Consider the following 22,965-nt stretch of genomic DNA (forward strand, 5'->3'; position numbering starts at 1 on the left):
GCACGTTGCCGCTCGTCGGGGAGTCGGCGTCGCTACCGCCGGTCCGGGCTCACCGCGGTCGCGGTGAGCTGTGTTCGGTTCCGATCCGAGTTCGGGATTCGGATCACTTCTCGGACATCGGGATTCGCACGCCGCGCTCGCGGGCGGTGTCGATGGCGTGCTCGTAGCCGGCGTCGGCGTGCCGGATGACGCCCATGCCCGGGTCGTTGGTGAGAACCGCCTCGATCTTCTTCGCGGCCAGCTCGGTGCCGTCGGCGATGCACACCTGGCCGGCGTGGATCGAACGGCCCATGCCGACGCCGCCGCCGTGGTGGATCGACACCCACGACGCGCCGGAGGCAGTGTTGACCAGGGCGTTGAGCAGCGGCCAGTCGGCGATCGCGTCCGAACCGTCCTTCATCGACTCGGTCTCGCGGTACGGGGAGGCGACGGAGCCGGAGTCGAGATGGTCGCGGCCGATCGCGATCGGTGCGGACAGCTCGCCGCTGGCGACCATCTCGTTGAACTTCAGGCCGGCGCGGTGGCGCTCGCCGTAGCCGAGCCAGCAGATACGGGCGGGCAGGCCCTCGAAGGCGACCTTCTCACCGGCCATCTCGATCCAGCGCCGCAGGTGCTCGTTCTCCGGGAAGAGTTCGAGGATCGCCTTGTCGGTCGCCGCGATGTCCTTGGGGTCGCCCGACAAGGCGGCCCAGCGGAACGGGCCGAGTCCTTCCTCGAACAGCGGCCGGATGTAGGCCGGGACGAAACCGGGGAACTCGAACGCGCGGTCGTAGCCGGCCTTGCGGGCCTCGTCACGGATGGAGTTGCCGTAGTCGAAGACCTCGGCGCCCTTGTCCATGAAGCCGACCATCGCCTCGACGTGCGCGGCCATCGACGTGCGGGCATCCTCGGTGAACCGGGCCGGGTCCTTCTCGGCCATCGTCTTCATGTCGGCGAAGTCGATGCCGAGCGGCAGGTAGGACAGCGGGTCGTGCGCCGACGTCTGATCGGTGACGATATCGATGGGTGCGTCCATCTTCAGCAGCGCCGGGAAGATCTCGGCGGCGTTGCCGACCAGGCCGATCGACAGTGGCGTGCGGGCATCGCGGGCTTCGACGGCAAGCTGCAGCGCGTGCTCGATGCTGTCGGCCTTGGTGTCGAGGTACTTGTGGGCGATGCGACGGTCGATGCGGGTGACGTCGCAGTCGACGCAGATCGCGACGCCCTCGTTCATGGTGACGGCCAGCGGCTGCGCGCCGCCCATGCCGCCCATGCCTGCGGTGAGGGTGATGGTGCCGGCGAGGGTGCCGCCGAACCGCTTGTCGGCGATGGCACCGAAGGTTTCGTAGGTTCCCTGCAAGATGCCCTGGGTGCCGATGTAGATCCAGGATCCGGCGGTCATCTGGCCGTACATCATGAGGCCCTCGGCCTCGAGCTTGCGGAACTGCTCCCAGTTGGCCCAGTCGCCGACCAGGTTGGAGTTCGCGAGCAGCACGCGCGGCGCCCACTCGTTGGTGCGGAAGACGCCGACCGGCTTGCCGGACTGGACCAGCATGGTCTCGTCGTTCTTCAGGGTCTTCAGGGTCGCGACCATGGCGTCGAACGCGGCCCAGCTGCGGGCGGCGCGACCGGTGCCGCCGTAGACGACCAGGTTGTCGGGGTGTTCGGCAACCTCGGGGTCGAGGTTGTTCATGAGCATGCGCAGTGCGCCCTCCTGCTGCCACCCGAGGGTGTTCAGGTCGGAGCCGCGGGGAGCGCGGACCGGGCGGGCCTCGTGGCCGGGTGAGGTGATGTCCATGAGTGACTCCTGGTGATCGAGACGGTGACGGCGCTGCCTGGACGTGACTGCGGTCCGACGCCGTGTCGTCCGCGGCGCCCAGGTGTTGTGCGCTGGCTCACGTTCTGCAACGATGACTTGTATATTCCTGTCTATACAAGCTCGTGTCAAGAGGCGCTCCACAGAAACCGTCCCGCGCCACGAGGAGTTCGACCCGGAATCCGGACCCGACGACCAGCCGAGTGCAGCGTGGCACCCGGCGAAAGGTTCACCGATGAACACCGTTCCCGCCCGCACCGTCCCCGCCCCCACGATCCCCACCCACACCGACACCCGCGAGATCGACGCCGCTCTCGCCCACATCTTCCGCGAATGGGACCAACGACTACTCGCCGACGCCGCCCCCGCGACACGAGAGCACTACGCACGTCTGCTACCCGGACTCCCCACCGGATACAAGCAGGACGTCGACCCCGAGCGGGCCCGCGCCGACCTCGACGTCCTCGCCGGGTTCGGCGACGGCAGCCTCGGGGTGCGGCTCGTCCCCGACGAGACGGCCCGCGGAACCCACCGGCTGACCCTGTACGTCGGCGGCAGGCCCGCCTCACTCGGTGACCTGATGCCACTGCTGCAGAGCCTCGGTGTGGAGGTATTCGACGAGCGGCCCTACGCGTGGGTCTCGCCGGCGGGCGTCCCGTGCTGGATCTACGTGTTCACGGTTGGCTACCCGATCGCACCGGCCGACGACATCGACGCGTTCGCGCGCCGGTTCGAGGCGGCCGTCGAAGCACTGTGGCTCGGTGCATCCGAACCCGACAGGCTGAACGAGTTGATCGCGCGGGCCGGGTTGCACTGGCGTGAGGTGACCGTCCTGCGCGCATACGCCGAGTTCCTTCGGCAAGGCGGACTGCCCTACGGCAGCACGTATGTCGCCGACGTCCTGTGTCGCTACCCGGCCGTCTCCGCGGCCCTGGTGCGGTGCTTCACCGCGCGCTTCGATCCGGCCCGGAGCACGGAGGACGGCGGCGCGGACGCCGCGACCGCGGTCACCGCGTCGATCGACGCGGTCTCCGGTCTCGACGAGGACCGGATCTTCCGGGCACTGCTCGACGCCATACGGAACACTGTGCGTACCAACCACTTCGCCACGCCGACGCGCGCGGCACTCGCGCTGAAATTCGATTCGCGGGAGATCGGTGCGCTGCCGGAGCCACGTCCTCGCCACGAGATCTTCGTGTACTCGCCGGACGTCGCGGGAGTACACATGCGGTTCGGCGCGGTCGCACGTGGTGGGCTGCGATGGTCGGACCGTCGCGACGACTTCCGCACCGAGGTGCTGGGCCTGGTCAAGGGGCAGGCCGTGAAGAACGCCGTGATCGTGCCGGTCGGCGCGAAAGGTGGCTTCGTGCTCCGGCGGCCGCCTGCCCCCACCGGCGACGCCTCGGCCGATCGCGCCGCCCGGACCGACGCGGGGACGGCGGGCTACCGCCTGTTCATCCGCAGCCTGCTCGATGTCACAGACAACATCGACCGGACCACCGGCGCGGTGATCCCGGCGCCGGGCGTTGTCCGTCGCGACGGCGACGACTCCTACCTCGTGGTTGCTGCGGACAAGGGCACGGCGTCGTTCTCCGACATCGCCAACGAGGTGGCGGCCGAGTACGGCTTCTGGCTCGGCGACGCCTTCGCGTCGGGCGGTTCGGTGGGATACGACCACAAGGCGATGGGCATCACCGCGCGCGGAGCCTGGGAAAGCGTCAAACGTCGCTTCCGTGAATTGGATGTCGACTGCCAGCGCGAGGACGTCACCGTCGTCGGTATCGGCGACATGAGCGGCGACGTCTTCGGAAACGGCATGTTGTGCAGCAAGCACATTCGGCTCGTGGCCGCGTTCGATCACCGGCACGTGTTCCTGGACCCGAACCCCGACCCGGACCGGTCGTACGCCGAACGCGAGCGACTGTTCGCGCTGCCGCGGTCGTCGTGGGCTGATTACGACCGGTCGTTGATCGGCGCGGGCGGCGGTGTGTGGGAGCGCAGCGCGAAATCCGTCCCGGTCGGCGACGAGATCCGGCGCGTCCTCGGACTCGACGGGAACGTCACGGAGATGACCCCACCCGAACTGATCCGGGCGATCCTCCGCGCCCCGGCCGACCTGCTGTGGAACGGCGGCATCGGCACCTACGTCAAGGCATCCACCGAGTCGCACGCCGATGCCGGCGACAAAGCGAACGACGGTGTGCGCGTGGACGGATGCGATCTGCGGGCCCGGGTCGTCGGCGAGGGCGGCAACCTCGGCCTGACGCAAGCGGCGCGGATCGAGTTCGCTCGCACCGGCGGACGAGTGGGCACCGACGCCCTCGACAACTCCGCCGGTGTCGACTGCTCCGATCACGAGGTCAACATCAAGATCCTGCTCGACGACCTGGTCGGCTCCGGTGCTCTCGACTCGCAGTCGCGCACCCGGGTGCTCGCCGGCATGACCGACGAGGTGGCCGCACTGGTCCTCGCGGACAACATCTCCCAGAACGAGTTGATGGGCACCGCGCTCGCCGACGCCGCCGTGATGATCGGCGCGCACGGACGCCAGATCGCGGCGCTCGAGGCGGACGGGGCGCTCGATCGCGCGCTCGAGATGTTGCCGGATACGGCCGCGCTCGCCGCGCGTCACCGGGCAGGTGGAGGCTTGACTGCGCCGGAACTCGCGACCCTCATGGCCCACGTGAAGCTCGACCTGAAAGGTGAACTGCTGGCCGGTGATCTGGTCGACCACGACGTGTACCTACCGGTCCTGCGTGGCTACTTCCCGACGCCGCTGCGCCGCGACCATCCGGATGCGATCGACCGGCACCGGCTGCGCCGCGAGATCGTCGCGACCGCGCTGACCAACCGGGTCGTCGACCACGGCGGCATCACCTACGTCTATCGGCTCGTCGAGGAGACCGGTGCGACGGCGGACGACGCGGTCCGGGCGTTCGGCGTCGTCAGCGACGTCTTCGAACTGCCCGCCCTGTGGTCCCGGATCGCGGCCGCCGACGTGCCGAGCGCGATCGCCGACGAACTGGTTCTGGTGACCCGACGGCTGCTGGACCGCGCGTCGCGATGGATGCTGCACCGGCGGCCGCAACCGCTCGCGGTGAACGCGGAGATCGCGCGGTTCCGTGAGCGCATCGAGACGGCGTCGGCGCACCTCGAGGAATGGCTGGTGGGCGCCGACCGCACCAATCTTCGCGAGCGTACCCGCGCGATCTCCGAACGCGGCGCGCCCGAAGACCTGGTCCGAGACGTCGAGTTGGCGCTCGACCGGTTCGGTCTGCTCGACGTGGTGGAGATCGCCGAGTCGGCCGACCGCGACATCGTCGTCACCGGTGAACTGTACTTCCGGCTGTGCGAGCGGGTCGGTCTCGTTCCGCTGCTCAACGGGGTGTCCGCGCTGGGCAAGGCGAGCCGGTGGGATGCGCTCGCGCGGCTCTCGTTGCGCGACGAACTGTACGACAGCGTGCGGGCGCTGACACTGGACGTTCTCGCGTCGGCGGTGGCCGGCGACGACACGGACCGGATGATCGAGGAGTGGGAGGAACACAACGAGTCCCGACTGCGGCGGGCGCGGAACACCCTCGCGGAGATCGCCGCGTCCGATCAACACGATCTGGCCGCGATCACCGTCGCGTCACGTCAACTGCGGAACATGGTGAGAACCACCGCTCGGTAGACTTCACCTGCCGTGCCGGATCGAGCGGTGCGTATTGTCCAGGAGCAGAGGCACGCGATGACGGTGGTGGATGTGAACGCGGATCTTGCCGCATTGTTCGCCGGTGCGGGGGGCGATTCCGCGCCCGCCTATGAACGGGTCAAGAAGATGGTGACGGATCAGATCCGTTCGGGCCGCTGGTCGGAAGGCGACCAGTTGCCGTCCGAGAATCAGCTCGTCGTCGCCCTCGGGTTGTCGCGGATGACGATCAACCGGGCGTTGCGCGAATTGGCCGGTGAAGGCCTCGTCGTCCGGATGATGGGCGTGGGCACCTTCGTCGCGGGCACCAAAACCGCCTCGCCGCTGTTCGAGGTGCGCAACATCGCCGACGAAATCGCGCAGCGCGGCCACCGGCATCGCACCGAGGTGATCTTCGCTCGGGAGGAGAAGGGGGACAGCGCCCGCACACACCTTCATGGTGCCCTCGGACCTCGGGTGTTCCATTCGGTGCTGGTGCATTTCGAGGACGACACACCGATCCAGCTCGAGGATCGATTCGTCGATCCCGCACAGGCACCCGAATATCTCGAGCAGGACTTCACCGTGCTCACACCGAACGACTATCTGAGCCGTGTCGCTCCGCTGGTGCGCGGAGAGCACATCGTCGAAGCCGTACTCGCCGACCCGGACGAGTGCGGACTGCTCCGGATCGATCACTCCGAACCGTGCCTGCTGATCCGGCGGCGGACCTGGTCGGACCGTGGGTTGGTGAGTGCGGCCAGGCTTGTGCATCCGGGTTCACGCAACCGGCTCGAGGGAACGTTCGAACGGTGAACCGGTCGCGGACGGGTGGACGGCCCGTCCGCGTCGGTGGTCAGGTGTGGTCGACCCACCGCAGCAGGGCATACAGGAACCGGGTTGCGCCCGGCATGAAGTTGCTGCCGTGGTGGAACATCGGGTCGAGGGTCGTGACGATGAGTCGCCCCGGTGTCGAGGTTGTGTCCTCGTAGAGCATCATGCCCGCATCGTGGGCGTGACCGTCGGTGTCGGGTTCCTCGGACACGACCAGCGGCACCACGTCCGCGTCGGTGCGGAGCAGTCCGTGATGGTGCCAGATGACCGACTTGGTACTCAGATACGCCCACGCACCGTGGTTGTGGCTGCGGGTGCGGATCAACGGATCTTCGCCGCTGAGCCACCACCAGAAGTTGGTCGGGCGGGCTTCCCATGCGACGCCGGGCAGCCAGGTGTGGACGCCGTTTTCGCCGAGCACGACGAGGGTGCCGCCGCGTTCGGCCACCGCCCGGAATGTCGCCGCGTGCCGGGCCACGAGTCCGGGATGCAGGCGGTCGCCGATGATCACGGTCGTGTAGTCGTCGAGGTCGCCGTCGGTGAGGTCGGCCAGGTAGTGGAAGTCCGGTTGGTAGGCGAGCACCGCCGGGTCCTTCATCGTCTGCAGATGCGGGTAGGAGCCGCCGTGGACGATGGCCAGGTTCCGGCCGCGTAGCGGCGCGACATCGGTGCGGGAGAAGGGTTCGGTCGTGGTCATCGCTGTGTCAGCCAATCGATCAGTTGCGGAGTCATCCGTGCGGAGGTGTTCGGGTCGTTGTGCCAGCCGGTCAGATCGTTGCCGCCGTGCACGAGAATCTGGCCGTCCCCGAGCGGGGAGACGAAGTCGAGCGGCAAGCGGTGCCGGCCGATGCGCGTCGTGACGATCGCGGCGTCGGGAATCTTGTCGACGTAGCCGCGCGCATAGAATCCGGTGACGCCCTTACGGACGCTGAGGTCGGCCGGATCGACGCCCACCCACACCGGGTGCGGGTCGCCGAGGGTGATCGCGAGGTCCTTCGGGCCGGTGTATGCGATCTTGCGCCACACACCGAGCCCGGGAAGGAATTCGGTCAGTGCGTGCCCCATCACGGCGATGCGGCCACCGCGGGTGGCGAATTCGGTGAGCAACCCGCGATGCCGTTCGAGGAAGATCTGGTCGACGCCGGCACCGAGGATGAGTCCGCGCACGTCGCTCAGGTCGATCGTGGGTAGCCGATAGACGTCGACGTACCCGACTCGAGGATGGGCGCCGGGCTCGCCGGTGAGGTCGTCCGTGCCCATCGTCACATGCAGGACCGGTGCGATCCCGGTGGAATCACTACCGGCGGGATCACCGTCGGTGGCGGAGCGATGCGCTGTGGCGGGCTGATGGGATCGAGACACGATCACTTCCTTGTGTGCCGGGTCGGTTCGGGCACACCGGGTTCGGGCGTGCCACCGAGCCATCGGAGCAGTTGGGGGAACATTCGGGACCCGGTGTTCGGATCGTCGCCGAACACGGCGAGATCCAGTCCGCCGTGCACGAGAACTTCGCCGGCGCCGATCGGATAGACGTAGTCGACCGGAAGTTCGTGCCGGCCGATGCGGTTGGTGACACGGGCACCATCGGGCAGGGTGTCGCTGTAGCCGCGGGCATAGAAGCCGGAGACGCCGCGTCGGTGGCTGATGTCGGCGCGATCCACTCCTGCCCAGACGGGATGATCCGCCCCGGCCACGATCTGCAGGTCTGCCGATCCCGAATGCGACAGTGGTCGCCAGACACCCAGTCCGGGAAGAAAATTCGTGACAGCGTGTCCCATGACGGCGATACGCCCCCCGGTGCCGGCGAATCCTGCGAGGAGGTCTCGGTGCCGTTCGAGGAACACCTGATCGGCGTTCCCTCCGATCAGCAGGCCCCGCGCTGCGGCCAGATGATCCGCCGAGAGTTCGTAGAGATCGAGATCTACCGACGAGGGGTGCGCCGACGCACCGAAGTCCGTCCCCATCACCAGATTCACTACCGGTGCAACAGATGTCGCCCTCATGCTGCCGACTCCGCTCGCCCGGTCGCTCCGGTCGTGTGACGAACGGCCTGATCGTATCGGGTGTAGAGGACGGTGCGCGGTGCGCCGCGATCGTCGACGACGGCGCTGGCGACGTCGATTCCGTAGAGTTCGGTGAGGGTCTCGTCGGTGACGAGGTCCTCGACCGGCCCGTGCCGGATGTCCTCAGGTGCGCACATCACGATCGCCGAACCCCCGAGATGCAGCGGATGGTCGGGATGGTGGGTCGTGAGCAGGATGCCCATGCCCTCCGCGGCGAGGTCGCGGAGCAGTTCCAGGACCACGGCCTGGTTGCGCAGGTCCAGGGCCGAGACCGGTTCGTCGAGGATGAGGAACGAACACTCCGAGGCGAGTGCGCGGGCGATGAGCACGAGTTGCCGCTGCCCACCGGACAGTTCGGAGAACGCTCGGTGGGCGAGGTCGGCCACACCGACCCGTTCGAGTACTTCGCCGGTGCGCGCTCGGTCGATGCGGCCGGGGGTCGCGAACATCCCGACCATCTTCGCGCGGCCCATGAGCACCATGTCGAAGACGGTGTAGCCGAACGTCGATCCGGTCGATTGCGGGACATATCCGAACGAACCGTCCCGCCGCACGTGCCCTTCGAGGGGATCCGACAGGCCGGCGATGCACCGCAGCAACGTCGTCTTTCCCTGCCCGTTGGGTCCGAGGATCGATGTGATGCCACCGGATCGGATCGTCAGATCGGTGTGCCGGAAAACCCAGTCGCGGTTCGGGTATCGAAAACCCAGATCGTGTACTTCAAGCATCGATGAAGGCCTGTCTGCGAGTGCTCCTGAGCAGGAGGACGAACACGGGGGCACCGATGATCGCGGTGAGAATGCCGATCGGCAACTCCGCGGTACTGATGGTGCGGGACAGCGTGTCGATCACCGTCAGATAGATCGCGCCGAGCGCGAACGTCGTCGGCATCGAGATACGGTGGTCCGGCCCCACCCACAGCCTGGCCATGTGCGGGACGACGAGACCGACCCAGCCGATGACACCGCCGACGGCGACGGCACCCGCCGTCATCAGCGCGACGACGGTCAGCAGGACGGCCCGGAGGCGCCCGGGGTCGATGCCGAGCGACCGCGCGTCGTCGTCGCCGAGGGACAGGATGTTCACCCGCCACCGCAGCGCCAGGACGACGGTAGCACCGGCGAGGATCGGGACGGCTGCGACGAGAACCTTCGTCGCGTTCGCGGTGGCCAGGGAACCCATGAGCCAGAACACGATCGACGGCAGGGTCGTGTACGGGTCGGCGAGGTATGTCACCAGCGAGACGAGGGCGGAGAACAGGGCGCTGACGACGATGCCGCCGAGCACGATCATGAGCAGTGAACCGCCCCGCCCGGTCTTCCCGATCCACATCACGATGCCGAGCGCGACGAGCCCGAATGCGAACGCCCCACCGACCAGCGCTGCGGAGCCGAGGCCGAGCATCATGACCAGCACCCCGCCGAAGGACGCCCCGGACGACACGCCCAGTACCTGCGGGCTCACCAGCGGATTACGGAATACCGCCTGCAGTGCGGCCCCGCCGAGCGCGAGACCGCCGCCGATGAGCATCGCCAGCAGTACCCGTGGCAGCCGGACACTGAGTACGACCTGTTGCTCTGCGTCGGTCCAGGTGCGCGGCAGCGGATATATCTGGTCGATCAGGATGCGGGCGACCTCGTTGACCGGTATCGAGTAGCGACCGAGCGCGAGCGCCGCCATCGCGACACCGAGGACTCCGGCAACGAGAATCACCGAGACCCAGGTGGTATCGCGCTTGTCGGAAACCGGAGCCGCGGTCACCGTGTCATGCGCGGAAGAGGTCATAATTCGCGCTCACGGAGTTGGCGTCGTAGTGAAGGATGTCGTCGATGTCGGCGTCGGTCACGTCGTAGCCGTACAACTGGTCATAGGTGGTCCGGATCCGGGCGCGCAGGTCGTGGTCGGTGCCGGGATGCAGAACGCTGGAGACCCACAGCCACATCAGATTCGATTCGTTGCACGGCGGATCCCAGGAGAAGCCACCGATCGGCGCCTTGTACACCCGGCGTTCACGGACCGCCGACAGTGATGCATAGGCGGGATCGGCATAGATGTCGGCCGGGACCACCTGATCGAAGTTGCCGAGGAACAACACTTCCGGATCCCATTGCAGGATCTGTTCTTTCGTGACGGCGATGCTCGAGCCGCTGCCTGCGGCCAGGCCGACGTTGGTTCCGCCGTTGAGGCCGATCCAGAAGTCCATGTAGCTGTCCGCGCCCGCGACCTTCGTCTCGGGTGCGTTGTAGAGGTACAACGTCCGGGGTTGTGCGGTGGATGCGGCGGCGACCTGTTCGACGGTGGCCCGGTCGGCGGACATGGATTCCAGGACGCGGTCGGCCTCGGCTTCCTTGCCGAGCAGGGTGCCGAACAGTGCTATCCAGGCCTCGAGATCCTCCTGGGTTCCGTATTTGAGTTGCACGACTTTCAGTCCTGCGGCGCGGAGCGGGGCGACGATCTCGTCGCCCATGTGTCCCCACTGGATCACGACGTCGGGATTCAGTTCGAGCACCCGCTCGACATTCGGTACGAAATCGGGGCCCGAGACCACCGGGGTGTCGAGGAAGGTCGGAAACATGCGGCCGAGCATTCCCTTCTCGGCCAGTGAGATCGAGGACGAGTTGACGCCCACGATGCGGGAGTCGCTGCGGTCGGACGCGATGATCATCGACGGTACGGGGATGATCATGGTGGCGATGCGGCCGATGGGGGAGTCGAAGGTCACGGTGTTGTCGTACTGGTCGACAATCGTGATCGGTCCGCTGGTGGTGGATCCAGCCTCGGATTCGTCGAGCACGTCGCGGCTCGAACATGCGGCGGTGACCCCCAGTGCGCCCAGGGCGAGCGCGCCGACGCCGACGGATCGGAGCAGACTCCGGCGGGTGAATTCGAGTGGGGACGAGTGGGGAACGCGAGACATGCAGACTCCGGAGGCACGGCAAACCCGACCCGGAGGCCAGGAAGGTTAGGTAAACCTTAAGAAGATAAAGTAACCCTAAGCTTACTGATGTGCAATGTCGGCTCCCGGGCCGTGGCGGCCGGCCCGTCAGTTGCAGAACACGGTCAGGCCCACGCCCTGCCAGACGTCGTACTCGACGTAGTCCCATTCGTGGTCGGTCGAGTCCCATTCGGCGCGGGTCTCGGTGATGTACCCCTTGTCGCGCTGGTCGGTCACGGTGCACTCGGTCATGGTGCTGCCCGACTTGTTCGTGATCGAGTACGGGATTCCGGCATTGGTGAGGGTCGTGGTCGCGTTCTGTTCGCTCATGCCGACGACGTCGGGCACGCCCTCGGCTGGGTATCCGATGGGGTCGGCGGCGGCGACCCCCGAGCCGAGTGTGAGCGCCGCGGTCGCGGCGAGTGCTGCGATGGTGGATGTTCTGCGCATGACAGCGTCCTTTCGGAGGCGATGTCGGCTGACGGTGCGGGCCCGGCGCTGAACCGGGCGACGGTGCGGTCGCCGCGGTGTCCTGCGGGGTGCGGCGAGCCGGATGTGCACGGAGCGATCGGGTCACGTCGGTCGACGTGACCGCCGGGCTGTGGGCGGGATCGTGTGCTCATCGCGTTCCATTCGCCGCGGAACGTGCGGCAAATGTGCTGTACACCACAAATCGTACTCCCGGGTCCGGTGGGTCGTCGACGACTCCGGCTGAATCGAAACATTGACAGTGTACTGTCGTATTGACAGGATGCTTACGTCTGGTCCCGGTGGAAACTTGGAGGTTGCCGTGAATGCCACGCTCGATACCGTGTACGTCGCCGTCTACGACACACTCGCCGACTGGGAACCCGGTCACGCCACCGCGTACCTGGCCAGGGCCGGATATCCGATCCGCACCGTCGGGCCGAGTCATGAGCCCGTCACGACCTTGGGCGGTCTGCGCATCCTCCCGGACCTGGAGATCGGCGAGGTGGGCGTCGATCGTGCCGCGCTGCTGATACTTCCCGGTGCCGACCTGTGGGAGACCGGTGACGAGCTCGCACCGTACGGGCGTCTCGCCCGACAGTTCCTCGAGGCCGGGGTTCCCGTCGCGGCCATCTGCGGCGCCACCGCGGGGCTCGCGCGGGAGGGACTGCTCGACGACCGCGATCACACCAGCAACGTGTCCTTCTATCTCGCGGCTACCGGGTATGCGGGCTCGGGTCACTACATCGAGGCCGATGCCGTCAGCGACGGCAACCTGATCACCGCGGGTGGCACCGATCCGGTGGCCTTCGCCCGCGACATTTTCGCCCTGCTCGGGGTGTACGAGGGCGACGTGCTCGACGCGTGGTATCGGCTGTTCCACGACTCCGATGCCGACGCCTTCCCGATCCTCGACGCCGCGGAACGTGCTGCGGCCGAACGTGTTGCGGCCGAACGTGCTGTGGCGGAACAGGCTGTGGCGGAACAGGCTGCGGCGGGCGGTGATCGGTGAGCCGGGCCGAACAGGATCTGCTCAGCCGGGCGGCACTCGGTGTCTTCCGGCTGAACGGCCAGTTCCTCTCGGTCGCGGACGGGCTTGCCGAACCTGCCGGGCTGACTGCGGCTCGATGGCAGGTGCTCGGCGCGGTCCTGCGCGAACCACTGACCGTCGCCGGGATTGCGCGCGCAATGGGCATCACGCGGCAGTCGGTGCAACGGATCGCGGACCTGCTCGTCGATCAGGGGTTGGCAGAGTACGTGCCGAATCCGGCGCATCGCAGGGCCAAGCTCGTCACACCCACCGCGGCGGGCGTTGCGGCGATCGACCGCATCGGACCCGCGCACGCCGAGTTCGCCGCGCGGCTCGCGGCTGCGCTCGGTGCCGAGAGCTTCGCCGAGACGGTCCGGGTTCTCGAACGGCTCTCGGTCGCGCTCGAGGCGATGCGGGTCGCCGGGTAGTGCCCTGAACACTGTGACCACTCGGGCATGTGGTCTGCATCACTAAATGATAGAAATGCTCAGTTGTTCGGACAACTGTTGACGGCTTCGGTTAGCGCTAGCGACTATTGCTGCACCAAATGATGTGACTAGAGCGACGCTGCACAACGGATGTCGCAAAGGAGCGGTGGTGTGCGATGACCGAGATCGCGGTCCGTGAAAGCGATAGCCTGCCCTACGATCTGAACGACCGATACCGCTCCGGCTCCGGGACAGTGCTACTCACCGGCGTGCAAGCTATCGCCCGGCAACTCGTCGAACAGCATGTGCGCGATATCCGCGACGGCAGGCGTGTCGCGACCTTCGTCTCCGGGTATCCGGGCAGCCCCCTCGGTGGTCTCGACAAGTTGCTGCACGGGATGCCGAAGGTGCTCGCCGAGCACGACATCACCTTCACGCCGGGATTCAACGAGGAACTCGCCGCGACGTCGGTGTGGGGTAGTCAAGGCCGGCTCGGCGCCGGCACCCCGACACACGACGGAGTCGTCGGTGTCTGGTACGGCAAAGGCCCCGGTCTCGACCGGGCCACCGATGCCTTGCGGCACGCCAACATGTACGGGGTTTCGCCCACCGGCGGCATGCTGCTGATGGTCGGCGACGACCCCGCGTCCAAGTCGTCGACCGTGCCAGCCGTCAGCGAGCGATCACTGGCAGCCCTCGGCATTCCGGTGCTGTTCCCGCGCAACGCCGCGGAGATCGTCGCGATGGGCATGCACGGTGTCGCGCTCTCACGTGCGTCGGGCTGCGTCGTCGCCCTCAAGATCGTCGCGGACGTCGCCGACGGCGCGTGGAGCGTCGACGGATCGGTTGCCGACACCGAGATCACCGTCCCGGACATCACCTGGAACGGAAAACCGTTCACCTACACGCAGCGCCCGATGGCCGCCCCCGTCGACAGCGTGATCGCCGAAGCCGACCTGTACGGGCCGCGCTGGGCGATGGTGCACGCCTACGGCAAGGCCAACGCCCTCGACACCATCGAAGTGAATCCCGCGGCGGCCCGAATCGGCCTGGTCGCCACCGGAACCACCTTCGACGCACTGCGCCAGGCGCTGCTCGACCTGTCCGTCACCGACGCCGATCTGCGCCGAGCCGGAATCCGGTTGATGCGCATCGGGATGCCGTACCCGATCGGACCGGACCTCGTCCGGGAATTCGCCGACGGACTCGAACGCATCGTCGTGGTCGAGGACAAGACCGCGTTCGTCGAGACCCAGATCCGCGAGATCCTCTACGGGACAGCAGCACCCCCCGAGATCGTCGGCAAGAAGGACACCGCCGGGCGACTCCTCGTTCCCGTGGACGGTGAACTGACCGCCGGCCGTATCCGCGGCCCCCTGCGCCGCGTCCTGAAGGGGCATGTGGACCTCGGGCCCGCGCCGCTACCGCAACTTCCGCTCGAGGTGCTGTCGGCCACCCGCACCCCCTACTTCTGCAGCGGCTGCCCGCACAACCGGTCGACTGCCTTGCCGGACGGATCGATCGGTGGAGGCGGTATCGGCTGCCACGCACTGGTCACGATGTCCGGCCGCGCCGACAGCGCGGTCACCGGGCTGACCCAGATGGGCGGCGAAGGCACTCAGTGGATCGGCCAGGCCCCGTTCACCGATATCGGCCACATGTTCCAAAACCTCGGTGACGGAACATATTTCCATTCCGGGCAGCTCGCCGTGCAGGCATGTGTCGCGGCCGGAGTGAACATCACCTTCAAGCTCCTCTACAACGACGTCGTGGCCATGACGGGCGCACAAGACGCGGAAGGCGCACTGACCGTGCCCGCGCTCACCCACAAGCTGAGCACCGAAGGCGTCCGGAAAATCATCATCTGCTCCGACGAACCGAAACGACACCGCAAGCGCACCCTCGCGCGCGGCGTCACCGTGTGGCACCGAGACCGGCTCGACGAAGCGCAACGGGTGCTGCGGGAGGTTCCCGGCGTCACCGTGCTCATCTACGACCAGCACTGCGCCGCGGATGCCCGGCGACAGCGCAAACGCGGCACCCTGCCTGCCCGCACCACCCGCGTGGTGATCAACGAAGCGGTGTGCGAGGGCTGCGGCGACTGCGGCGTCAAGAGCAACTGCCTGTCGGTGCAGCCCGTCGACACCGAGTTCGGTTCGAAGACCCGAATCGACCAGACCTCGTGCAACACCGACTATTCGTGCCTCGACGGCGATTGCCCGTCCTTCGTCACCGTCGAGGTCGACCCCGCCCGCACCCGTGAGCGGCGCACCGCACCCGTTCCACCCGCCGCACCCGATGTGGAGATCGTGGCCGCAGGCACCCGCAACGTGTTCCTCGCCGGGATCGGCGGGACCGGAATCGTCACCGTCAACCAGGTTCTCGCGACCGCGGCGATGCGAGCCGGCTTCGATGTCGAATCCCTCGACCAGATCGGGATGAGCCAGAAGGCCGGACCCGTCGTATCGCATCTGCGGTTCGCTGCCGACGGACTCGACCCCGGCAACCGGGTCGCCACCGGCGGAGCCTCCAGCCTGCTGGCCCTCGACCTGCTCACCGCCGCCGACGCGAAGAACCTCGCCTACGCCGACGCCGCCGGCACGATCGCGGTCGCATCGACGAGCCGCACCCCCACCGGCGACATGGTGTACGACCGGACCATCCGTCACCCCGAGGAATCCGAGTTGCTGGCACGAGTCGACGCGGCCACCGCCAGGCTCGTCGCATTCGACGCGCTCGCCGCCGCACAGGCACTGTTCGGTGACACCGCCGCCGCGAACTTCCTCATCGTCGGTGCCGCGCACCAACTCGGTGGACTGCCGATCCCGGCCGCGGCCATCGAGGAGGCGATCGAACTCAACGGTGTCGCGGTCGCGGCGAACATCGCGGCCTTCCGCTGGGGACGCGCCGCGATCGCCGATCCCGCCGCGTTCACCGCCGCGACCGAACCCGTCCGGGTGCAGCGCGCCGCCACTGTTGCTCCGGAAGAACTGTTCGCCGACACCACCTTCGACGGTGAGGTGCTGCGTCTGGTGCGGATCCGCGCAGCGGCACTGATCGACTATCAGGGTCGGCGGCCGGCCGCCCGGTACATCGACCTCGTGCAGACCGTGTGGGACGCCGAACGCGAGGTCACCGACCGCACCCACTTCAGTGAGGCCGTTGCACGGGGACTGTTCAAACTCACCGCGTACAAGGACGAGTACGAGGTCGCGCGGATGCTCGTCGATCCGGCCTTCCTCGACGAGGTGCAGGCGCAGGTTCCCGGCGGCGCGGATCTGACCTATCGGCTGCACCCGACCGCACTGCGGGCGCTCGGCCGCACGAAAAAGGTCGGATTCGGTCCGAAAAGCCATATGGCACTACGACTCCTGGCGAAGGGCAAGAAACTGCGCGGTACCCGACTCGATCCGTTCGGCTACGCCCACGTGCGTAAGGTCGAACGCGAATTGCTCGCGCAGTACACCGGCACCGTCCGGGATCTCGCTGCCGGACTGGATGACGCCACCTACGACCGTGCGGTCCGCATCGCCGAACTGGCCGACACTGTTCGCGGCTACGAGGATGTCAAACTGCGTTCCGTCGAACGCTACCGCGCGCAACTTGCCGAACTCGGCGTCGAAGCGTAGTCGGTACGGCTCTCCGAATAGTTCCAGAACTCCACCACCCAAAAGGAATCCGCCGCATGAGTATCTCCACCGCCCCCCGCACGATCGCGGACACCGCCTCCGTCGAATGCGCCGCATCCACCGAGAACGCTGCTGCCGGCGTGTTCGACCGCTCCCACCGCCTGTCGGACCGCCCGCACGAGCAGGTCGTCTTCTGTGAGGATGCCGAGACCGGTCTGCGCGCGATTATCGCGATCCACTCGACCGCACTCGGACCCGCACTCGGGGGCACCCGCTTCTACCCCTATGCCGACGAAGCGCAGGCCCTCGAGGATGTGCTGCGACTGTCGCGGGGGATGACCTACAAAGCTGCCGTGTCGGGAGTGCGCCTCGGGGGTGGGAAGGCCGTGATCATCGGGGATCCGGCCGTCGTCAAGACCGACGCACTGCTCGCGGCATACGGCCGGTTCGTCGACTCGCTCGGCGGACGCTACATCACCGCCGCAGATGTGGGTACGTACGCCTCCGACCTCGACATCGTCGGACAGTGCACCACCCATGCCGTCGGACGAACCGCGGCGGCCGGTGGATCGGGCGACAGTTCGCCGCTCACCGCACTCGGGGTATTCCAAGCGATGCGGGCAGGTGCCGAAAATATCTGGGGAACAGCCACTTTGGAAGGTCGCGTGGTCGGAGTCGAGGGTTTGGGGAAGGTCGGCCATGCCCTCGTGGGCCTGCTCGCTGCCGACGGCGCACAGGTCGTGGTGTCGGACGTGAATCCCGCTGCCGTCGAACGTGTCGTCTCGGACTTCCCGGGTGCACGGGCCGTCGACAGTGTCATCGAGATGCCACTCGACGTGTACGCACCGTGTGCGCTCGGCGGAACGTTGTCTCCCGCCACCGCGCGGTCGCTCGATGCGCGACTGGTGTGCGGCGCGGCGAACAACCAGCTCACCGTCCCCGAGGTCGACAACATGCTCGGTGAACGGGGCATCACGTGGATACCCGACTATGTCGCCAATGCGGGCGGGCTGATTCAGGTCGCGGGCGAAGTCGACGGGTCGGATGCGGCGGCCGTGCGGTCCGACGTCGAGGCGATCTTCGAACGAACCGCTGAGATATTCGATATGGCAGAGGTTCTCGGTACCGGACTCGGTATCGCCGCGAACCGGATCGCGGAGCAGCGCATCGACGCGGTGTGACGATGGGGTAGCACGGCAGGGCCGGGTCCGGACAGCGGAGGATCGGAGCAGGGGAGTCGCCACGGCGGCTCCCCTGCCTTGCTGTGTCTGCCTGCCCTGCTGTCTTCCCGAATTGCTTTGCCTACCTGGATTGCCACGCCCGCACGGGATGTCGTGCAGATCAGGGGAGGTCTGCGACGGGTGTCGAACGGCCGTGTCCGGAACCTCGGGTGAGGTGATCGAGCAGCGGCTGGGTCCGGTACGCAACCGGGGTCGTCAGCGCCAGCGTCGTGGTGGTGTGAGCGACACCTTCGATGGAGTGGATGCGCTCGAGTACCTGCAGCAGATCCTCCTGCGACTGTGCGGCCATCCGGATCAGCAGATCCTCCCGCCCGGTGGTGGCGTGGACCTCGAGTACTTGAGGAAATGCCTCGAGTTGGCCGATGACGTGGCCCATCCTGGCCTGAACGAGTTCGGCGCCGATGAACGCCTGCAGGGGTAGTCCGAGTTTCGGTAGGTCGACGACGGGCCGGTAGCCCGTCACCGCACCGGACTCCTCGAGCTTCCGGATTCGCGACTGGATGGTATTGCGTGCGACACCGAGTTTCGCCGACAGATCGACGATTCCGGCTCGCGGGTTGTCGGTGAGTTCGGCGAGTAGGGCCGCGTCGAGGCGGTCGAGACTGAGCATGGTGACATCCCTTCTGGTGTGATGCGAGTCACGCATTGAACATAGTGTATAGCTGTTTCGAAACATCTTGACAGTCCATGCGATAGTGCCATGATTACTGCATTGAAATGCTCATGCGAAGCTCATTCGACGCACCGCTGCGCGCCATCCGTGAGCGTTGAAGTCCCCGGTTACCCATGAGGTCCGGCGGCAACACAATCCACACCGAGGAGCACACCATGCCCGGAGTAGGTATCTGGCGCACCAAATCAGTCGAACAGTCGATCGCCGACACCGACGAACCCGGTTCGACACTCAAGCGGGAACTCACGGCGAAAGACCTCACCGTGTTCGGAGTCGCCGTCGTGGTCGGCGCCGGCATCTTCACGCTCACCGCCCGCACCGCCGGGAACGTTGCCGGACCGTCGATCTCGCTCGCATTCGTTCTGGCCGCCATCACCTGCGGCCTCGCGGCCCTCTGCTACGCCGAGTTCGCCTCGACCGTTCCGGTCGCCGGCAGCGCCTACACCTTCTCCTACGCGACCTTCGGTGAGTTCGTCGCCTGGATCATCGGGTGGGACCTGATCCTCGAGTTCGCGCTCGCCTCCGCGGTCGTCGCGAAAGGATGGTCGCTGTATCTCGGGGGAATGCTCGGCGCCGGCGCCACCACCCTGCACGTAGGGCCGGTCGCCGTCGACTGGGGTGCCCTGCTCATCGTCGGCGCCATCACCATCGTCCTCGCCGTCGGCACCAAGATGTCCTCCCGCGTATCCGCCGTGGTCACCGCGATCAAGGTCGCCGTGGTGCTACTGGTGATCGTCGTCGGAATCTTCTACATCGACAAGAGCAACTACTCGCCGTACATCCCGCAGGCCGAGGACGTGCAGACCACCGCCACCGGCGTGCACCAGTCGCTGTTCTCGGCACTCACCGGCGCCGGCGGCAGCACGTACGGGTGGTACGGCCTGCTGGCCGCCGCGAGCCTGGTGTTCTTCGCGTTCATCGGATTCGACGTCGTCGCCACCACCGCCGAAGAAACGAAGAACCCGCAGAAGGCACTGCCACGAGGAATCCTCGCCTCGCTCGCCATCGTCACCGTCCTGTACGTCGGCGTCACCCTCGTGCTCACCGGCATGGTCAAGTACACCGACCTGAGGACCGGCAGCGCACTCGTCGGCGACGGCAGTGCCACCCTCGCCACCGCGTTCGAGGCACACGGCATCACGTGGGCCGAGACGGTCATCAACATCGGCGGCCTCGCCGGTCTCACCACAGTGGTGATGGTGATGATGCTGGGCCAGACCCGCGTGCTGTTCGCGATGTCCCGAGACGGACTGATGCCCAAAAAACTCGCGACCACCAACCACAAGGGTGTCCCGGTGCGGATCACGCTGCTGGTCGGCGCCGTCGTCGCGGTCCTCGCGGCGGTCTTCCCGATGGGTGTGCTCGAGGAAATGGTCAACATCGGCACCCTCTTCGCATTCGCGCTGGTGTGTATCGGGGTCATCGTGCTGCGCCGGATCCGCCCGGACCTTCCCCGTGGTTTCCGCGTCCCGTTCGTGCCGCTGGTGCCGATCCTCGCGGTGCTCGCGTGCGGTTGGCTGATGCTCAACCTGTCCGTCGAAACCTGGATCCGGTTCGTCGCCTGGATGGCACTCGGGGTGCTCGTCTACTTCGCGTACGGTCGCCGCAAGTCGATCCTGGGACAACGACTTCGGGCGGGTGCGACGCAGGTCGAGCACACACCCGAGCCGGAACCCGAACTCGTGTAGGAGCGCTCGCACGCCGATACGGTCCGCCTGTCCCGGCATCGGGGTGGGCGGACCGACTGTGCGCGTGCCCGTTCTGGTGCAGGATGGGCGCCGTACCCGCAATCCGACCAGAGGAGAGTGCCGTGATGAGAATCGTGTATCGAGTGGCGGCGTGTGCGGCCACGGTCGCACTGTCGGCCCTGGTGCCGGCAAACATCGCGTCCGCGGCAGAGACCATCCCATTCCAGATCGACCCGGCGCCGTTCGGCAATCCGAACGGCAGCTTCGATGCTCCCTCGGTCCGGTGCGTGGCGATCGTCGGCGAGCACCCCGGTTCCGTGACGATCACCGGAGGCAAAGACGACCGGTGGGGGTGCCTCCTCATGGCCGACGTGCAGTGGCTGAACCTGTCGACCGGGACATCGGGAACCGCACGCCTGTCGGACGGATTGAACGGGATTCCGGCCGCAGCGGTCGTACCGACCGGTGCAGGTCAGGTTGTTGTCGTCGTCACGTCGTCCGCCGGCGGTGTGATCACGCCGGGTATCGGGACTTTCTCCGTCCCGTGAGTGCGCACCAGCCGGTACGGCAGTGCCCGAATGATCGGCACTGTCGTGCGGGGTTGGCGTGTACGACCTGCCGATGACCGCCCAGACATCGCGGTCCTCGCGGACGGCGGCGCCGGCGGTTGGGATTCGACGTAGCGGATCGCGTTCCCGAGCGCGCCGCGATGGGGTCGTCACCGATCGTGTGCCTGCGCGCTGAGTTGATGATCCACACTTGTGAAGATTGCCTTTGCGGCTGATGGTCACCATCCGGGGTATGCCGGGAGGGTGTCGGGTGGGGTGTCGGTGGTGAGGATGAAGTAGTCGTCGGGGATTGCGTTGGGAGCGTATTGGTGGCCCCAGTGTCGGCAGGCGTCGGTGTGGGCGTAGCCGGAGGTGCCGTCGATGTCGATGGTCCAGCCGGTGAACACGTCGTAGGTGGGTGCCTGCCATTGGGGTTGTCCGGTGTCGTCGACGGGTGGCGTGGCGGTCGGTGTGGTGGTTTGTGGTGCCGCAGAAGATGTGTCGGTGAACCGCCCCGGCTTTGATGGAGACATCCAAAACACGGAAGGATGATCCCCATGGCCGCACCACGCAAATACCCCGACGAGCTACGAGAACGCGCTACCCGCATGGCCCTCGACGCACGTCAGGACCCCTCAACCCGGACCGGCGCCATCAAACGCATCGCCGACCAGCTCGGTATCCACCCCGAAGCGCTCCGGACCTGGGTCAAACGCGCCGAAACCGACGAAGGACTGCGAGCGGGAACCACCAGTGACGACGCTGCCCGCATCGCCGAACTCGAACGGGAGAACCGCGAACTCCGCTGCCCCAACACGATCTTGAAGCAGGCATCGGTTTCTTCGCGACGGAGCTGGACCGTCCACACAGATGAAGGTCGAATTCATCGACCGTCACAAGCAGGAGCACGGCGTCCAGCCGATCTGCGAGGCGTTGGAAGATACCGACGCAGCGATCGCGCCGAGCACCTACTACGCTGCCACGTCGCGGCCGGAATCGGAGCGCTCGCTCCGGGATCGGGAGTTGACCGAGCAGATCACCACGATCCACGCCGAGAACTACGGTGTCTACGGCGTTCGCAAAGTCTTCGCCGAGCTGAAGCGGCAGAACGTCACTGTGGCACGTTGCACCGTGGAACAACTGATGAAACAATATGGTCTGAAAGGCGTTGTGCGAGCGAAAAGTCCACGCACCACGAAACCGAAGGCAGAGACCGAGCGGCCGAAGGATCTGGTCGAGCGCAGGTTCGTGGCGGATGCTCCGAACACGTTGTGGGTCGCCGATATCACCTACATCAAAACGTTCACCGGCTGGGTGTATGCGGCGTTTGTGATCGATGTGTTCTCGCGGATGGTGGTCGGCTGGCAGGTCGCGACCTCGCTGTATACCGATCTGGCGTTGGACGCGTTGGAGATGTCGATCTGGCGGCGCACGCACGGAGGGGAGGACCTGTCGGGGTTGGTTCATCATTCCGACCGTGGAGTGCAGTATCGAGCAGTACGCTACACGGACCGACTTGCCGAGGCCGATGCAGTGGCTTCTGTTGGCTCACGCGGTGATTCGTATGACAATGCCATGGCGGAGGCGTACAATTCGTTGTTCAAAGCGGAGTTGATCCGAAACAAGGGGCCGTGGCGCGGGATCGAGGACGTCGAGATCGCCGTTGCCGAGTACGTGGATTGGTTCAACGAGCGCAGGCTTCACGGTGAGATCGGGCAGATCCCGCCGGCCGAGTTCGAAGCACGCCACTGGGAGGCCCAGCACGACGAGGGTCTTCGCCAGATCTCACTACTGAAAACCAGCTGATTGACTCTCCACAAAACCCGGGGCTTGACAATGTTTCTCATACTGGCCACCTGCTCATCCCTGTCGGCTGGCCGTTGCCGCGAAAGACCGATTCGAATGCTCTCTGGTCGTCGGCGTTGCCGAATATGTTGTCGTGGTATGCGTTGAGGGCGGTCGA

18 protein-coding genes and 1 pseudogene are annotated in these 22,965 nt (G+C 66.7%); 9 read left to right on the plus strand and 10 right to left on the minus strand.

Annotated features, from left to right (window positions below; genetic code table 11):
• Window positions 1-103: 103 nt before the first annotated feature.
• Window positions 104-1,777 carry a urocanate hydratase gene (hutU, locus tag WAX14_RS07600; RefSeq protein ID WP_422627482.1) on the minus strand — a complete coding sequence of 558 codons (1,674 nt, stop codon included), beginning with the start codon at window positions 1,775-1,777 and terminating at the stop codon, window positions 104-106.
• A 292-nt stretch (window positions 1,778-2,069) separates the two neighbouring features.
• Here hutU and WAX14_RS07605 point away from each other — a divergent pair, with 292 nt between their 5' ends.
• Both WAX14_RS07605 and hutC read left to right on the plus strand, forming a co-directional pair.
• Window positions 2,070-5,468, plus strand: a complete 3,399-nt coding sequence (locus WAX14_RS07605; RefSeq protein ID WP_422627497.1) for an NAD-glutamate dehydrogenase domain-containing protein — start codon at window positions 2,070-2,072, stop codon at window positions 5,466-5,468.
• Window positions 5,469-5,525: 57 nt separating this feature from the next.
• Complete coding sequence (hutC, locus tag WAX14_RS07610; RefSeq protein WP_422627483.1) at window positions 5,526-6,281, plus strand: histidine utilization repressor; 756 nt, start codon at window positions 5,526-5,528, stop codon at window positions 6,279-6,281.
• Window positions 6,282-6,321: 40 nt separating this feature from the next.
• Here the strand turns inward: hutC and WAX14_RS07615 are convergent, their stop codons facing one another.
• From WAX14_RS07615 to WAX14_RS07645, 7 genes are all read right to left on the minus strand, one after another.
• A complete protein-coding gene (locus WAX14_RS07615; protein ID WP_422627484.1) occupies window positions 6,322-6,996 on the minus strand; it encodes a hypothetical protein in 675 nt (224 codons plus the stop codon).
• Complete coding sequence (locus WAX14_RS07620; RefSeq protein WP_422627485.1) at window positions 6,993-7,661, minus strand: hypothetical protein; 669 nt, start codon at window positions 7,659-7,661, stop codon at window positions 6,993-6,995. Before WAX14_RS07620 ends, WAX14_RS07615 begins: the two co-directional genes overlap by 4 nt.
• 2 nt (window positions 7,662-7,663) lie before the next feature.
• Window positions 7,664-8,302, minus strand: coding sequence for a hypothetical protein (locus WAX14_RS07625; protein ID WP_422627486.1), 639 nt, complete (start codon window positions 8,300-8,302; stop codon window positions 7,664-7,666).
• Window positions 8,299-9,090 (minus strand): ABC transporter ATP-binding protein, encoded by a 792-nt coding sequence (locus WAX14_RS07630; protein WP_422627487.1) that lies wholly within the window; start codon window positions 9,088-9,090, stop codon window positions 8,299-8,301. Before WAX14_RS07630 ends, WAX14_RS07625 begins: the two co-directional genes overlap by 4 nt.
• On the minus strand, window positions 9,083-10,042 hold the full coding sequence (locus WAX14_RS07635; protein WP_422627498.1) for a FecCD family ABC transporter permease: 960 nt from the start codon (window positions 10,040-10,042) through the stop codon (window positions 9,083-9,085). Before WAX14_RS07635 ends, WAX14_RS07630 begins: the two co-directional genes overlap by 8 nt.
• An 85-nt stretch (window positions 10,043-10,127) precedes the next feature.
• Window positions 10,128-11,279, minus strand: coding sequence for an ABC transporter substrate-binding protein (locus WAX14_RS07640; RefSeq protein ID WP_422627488.1), 1,152 nt, complete (start codon window positions 11,277-11,279; stop codon window positions 10,128-10,130).
• Between the two features lie 126 nt (window positions 11,280-11,405).
• Complete coding sequence (locus WAX14_RS07645; RefSeq protein ID WP_422627489.1) at window positions 11,406-11,747, minus strand: hypothetical protein; 342 nt, start codon at window positions 11,745-11,747, stop codon at window positions 11,406-11,408.
• A 340-nt stretch (window positions 11,748-12,087) separates the two neighbouring features.
• Between WAX14_RS07645 and WAX14_RS07650 the strand changes: the two genes are divergently transcribed.
• The 4 genes from WAX14_RS07650 to WAX14_RS07665 all read left to right on the plus strand — a co-directional run bounded on the left by WAX14_RS07650 (window position 12,088) and on the right by WAX14_RS07665 (window position 18,033).
• Window positions 12,088-12,777, plus strand: a complete 690-nt coding sequence (locus WAX14_RS07650) for a DJ-1/PfpI family protein (RefSeq protein ID WP_422627490.1) — start codon at window positions 12,088-12,090, stop codon at window positions 12,775-12,777.
• Window positions 12,774-13,223 (plus strand): MarR family winged helix-turn-helix transcriptional regulator, encoded by a 450-nt coding sequence (locus WAX14_RS07655; protein WP_422627491.1) that lies wholly within the window; start codon window positions 12,774-12,776, stop codon window positions 13,221-13,223. The genes WAX14_RS07650 and WAX14_RS07655 overlap by 4 nt, the downstream gene beginning before the upstream one ends.
• Window positions 13,224-13,399: 176 nt before the next feature.
• Window positions 13,400-16,852 (plus strand): indolepyruvate ferredoxin oxidoreductase family protein, encoded by a 3,453-nt coding sequence (locus WAX14_RS07660; protein WP_422627492.1) that lies wholly within the window; start codon window positions 13,400-13,402, stop codon window positions 16,850-16,852.
• 56 nt (window positions 16,853-16,908) lie between these two features.
• A complete protein-coding gene (locus WAX14_RS07665) occupies window positions 16,909-18,033 on the plus strand; it encodes a Glu/Leu/Phe/Val family dehydrogenase (RefSeq protein ID WP_422627493.1) in 1,125 nt (374 codons plus the stop codon).
• Between the two features lie 160 nt (window positions 18,034-18,193).
• On the opposite strand, the gene WAX14_RS07670 is transcribed toward WAX14_RS07665, so the two are convergent.
• Window positions 18,194-18,703 carry an Lrp/AsnC family transcriptional regulator gene (locus WAX14_RS07670; protein WP_422627494.1) on the minus strand — a complete coding sequence of 170 codons (510 nt, stop codon included), beginning with the start codon at window positions 18,701-18,703 and terminating at the stop codon, window positions 18,194-18,196.
• Window positions 18,704-18,921: 218 nt separating this feature from the next.
• Here WAX14_RS07670 and WAX14_RS07675 point away from each other — a divergent pair, with 218 nt between their 5' ends.
• A complete protein-coding gene (locus WAX14_RS07675) occupies window positions 18,922-20,454 on the plus strand; it encodes an amino acid permease (RefSeq protein ID WP_422627495.1) in 1,533 nt (510 codons plus the stop codon).
• A 125-nt stretch (window positions 20,455-20,579) separates the two neighbouring features.
• Window positions 20,580-21,002, plus strand: a complete 423-nt coding sequence (locus tag WAX14_RS07680; protein WP_422627499.1) for a hypothetical protein — start codon at window positions 20,580-20,582, stop codon at window positions 21,000-21,002.
• Between the two features lie 239 nt (window positions 21,003-21,241).
• Here the strand turns inward: WAX14_RS07680 and WAX14_RS07685 are convergent, their stop codons facing one another.
• Complete coding sequence (locus tag WAX14_RS07685) at window positions 21,242-21,535, minus strand: hypothetical protein (protein WP_422627496.1); 294 nt, start codon at window positions 21,533-21,535, stop codon at window positions 21,242-21,244.
• A 24-nt stretch (window positions 21,536-21,559) separates the two neighbouring features.
• On the opposite strand from WAX14_RS07685, the pseudogene WAX14_RS07690 reads away from it, so the two are divergent.
• Window positions 21,560-22,808 (plus strand): annotated as a pseudogene (locus WAX14_RS07690) (IS3 family transposase).
• Window positions 22,809-22,965: the final 157 nt, after the last annotated feature.

The sequence above is a fragment of the Rhodococcus sp. (in: high G+C Gram-positive bacteria) genome (assembly GCF_049299235.1).
Classification (GTDB): Bacteria; Actinomycetota; Actinomycetes; order Mycobacteriales; family Mycobacteriaceae; genus Rhodococcus.

Bases quoted from the DNA above. Each gene is read 5' to 3' on its own strand.
- WAX14_RS07675 (WP_422627495.1), top strand. From the start codon at position 18,922: ATGCCCGGAGTAGGTATCTGGCGCACCAAATCAGTCGAACAGTCGATC.
- WAX14_RS07660 (WP_422627492.1), top strand. From the start codon at position 13,400: ATGACCGAGATCGCGGTCCGTGAAAGCGATAGCCTGCCCTACGATCTG.
- WAX14_RS07670 (WP_422627494.1), bottom strand. From the start codon at position 18,703: ATGCTCAGTCTCGACCGCCTCGACGCGGCCCTACTCGCCGAACTCACC.
- WAX14_RS07645 (WP_422627489.1), bottom strand. From the start codon at position 11,747: ATGCGCAGAACATCCACCATCGCAGCACTCGCCGCGACCGCGGCGCTC.
- WAX14_RS07685 (WP_422627496.1), bottom strand. From the start codon at position 21,535: ATGTCTCCATCAAAGCCGGGGCGGTTCACCGACACATCTTCTGCGGCA.
- hutC (WP_422627483.1), top strand. From the start codon at position 5,526: ATGACGGTGGTGGATGTGAACGCGGATCTTGCCGCATTGTTCGCCGGT.
- WAX14_RS07665 (WP_422627493.1), top strand. From the start codon at position 16,909: ATGAGTATCTCCACCGCCCCCCGCACGATCGCGGACACCGCCTCCGTC.
- WAX14_RS07635 (WP_422627498.1), bottom strand. From the start codon at position 10,042: ATGGCGGCGCTCGCGCTCGGTCGCTACTCGATACCGGTCAACGAGGTC.
- hutU (WP_422627482.1), bottom strand. From the start codon at position 1,777: ATGGACATCACCTCACCCGGCCACGAGGCCCGCCCGGTCCGCGCTCCC.
- WAX14_RS07630 (WP_422627487.1), bottom strand. From the start codon at position 9,090: ATGCTTGAAGTACACGATCTGGGTTTTCGATACCCGAACCGCGACTGG.
- WAX14_RS07640 (WP_422627488.1), bottom strand. From the start codon at position 11,279: ATGTCTCGCGTTCCCCACTCGTCCCCACTCGAATTCACCCGCCGGAGT.
- WAX14_RS07680 (WP_422627499.1), top strand. From the start codon at position 20,580: ATGAGAATCGTGTATCGAGTGGCGGCGTGTGCGGCCACGGTCGCACTG.
- WAX14_RS07615 (WP_422627484.1), bottom strand. From the start codon at position 6,996: ATGACCACGACCGAACCCTTCTCCCGCACCGATGTCGCGCCGCTACGC.
- WAX14_RS07625 (WP_422627486.1), bottom strand. From the start codon at position 8,302: ATGAGGGCGACATCTGTTGCACCGGTAGTGAATCTGGTGATGGGGACG.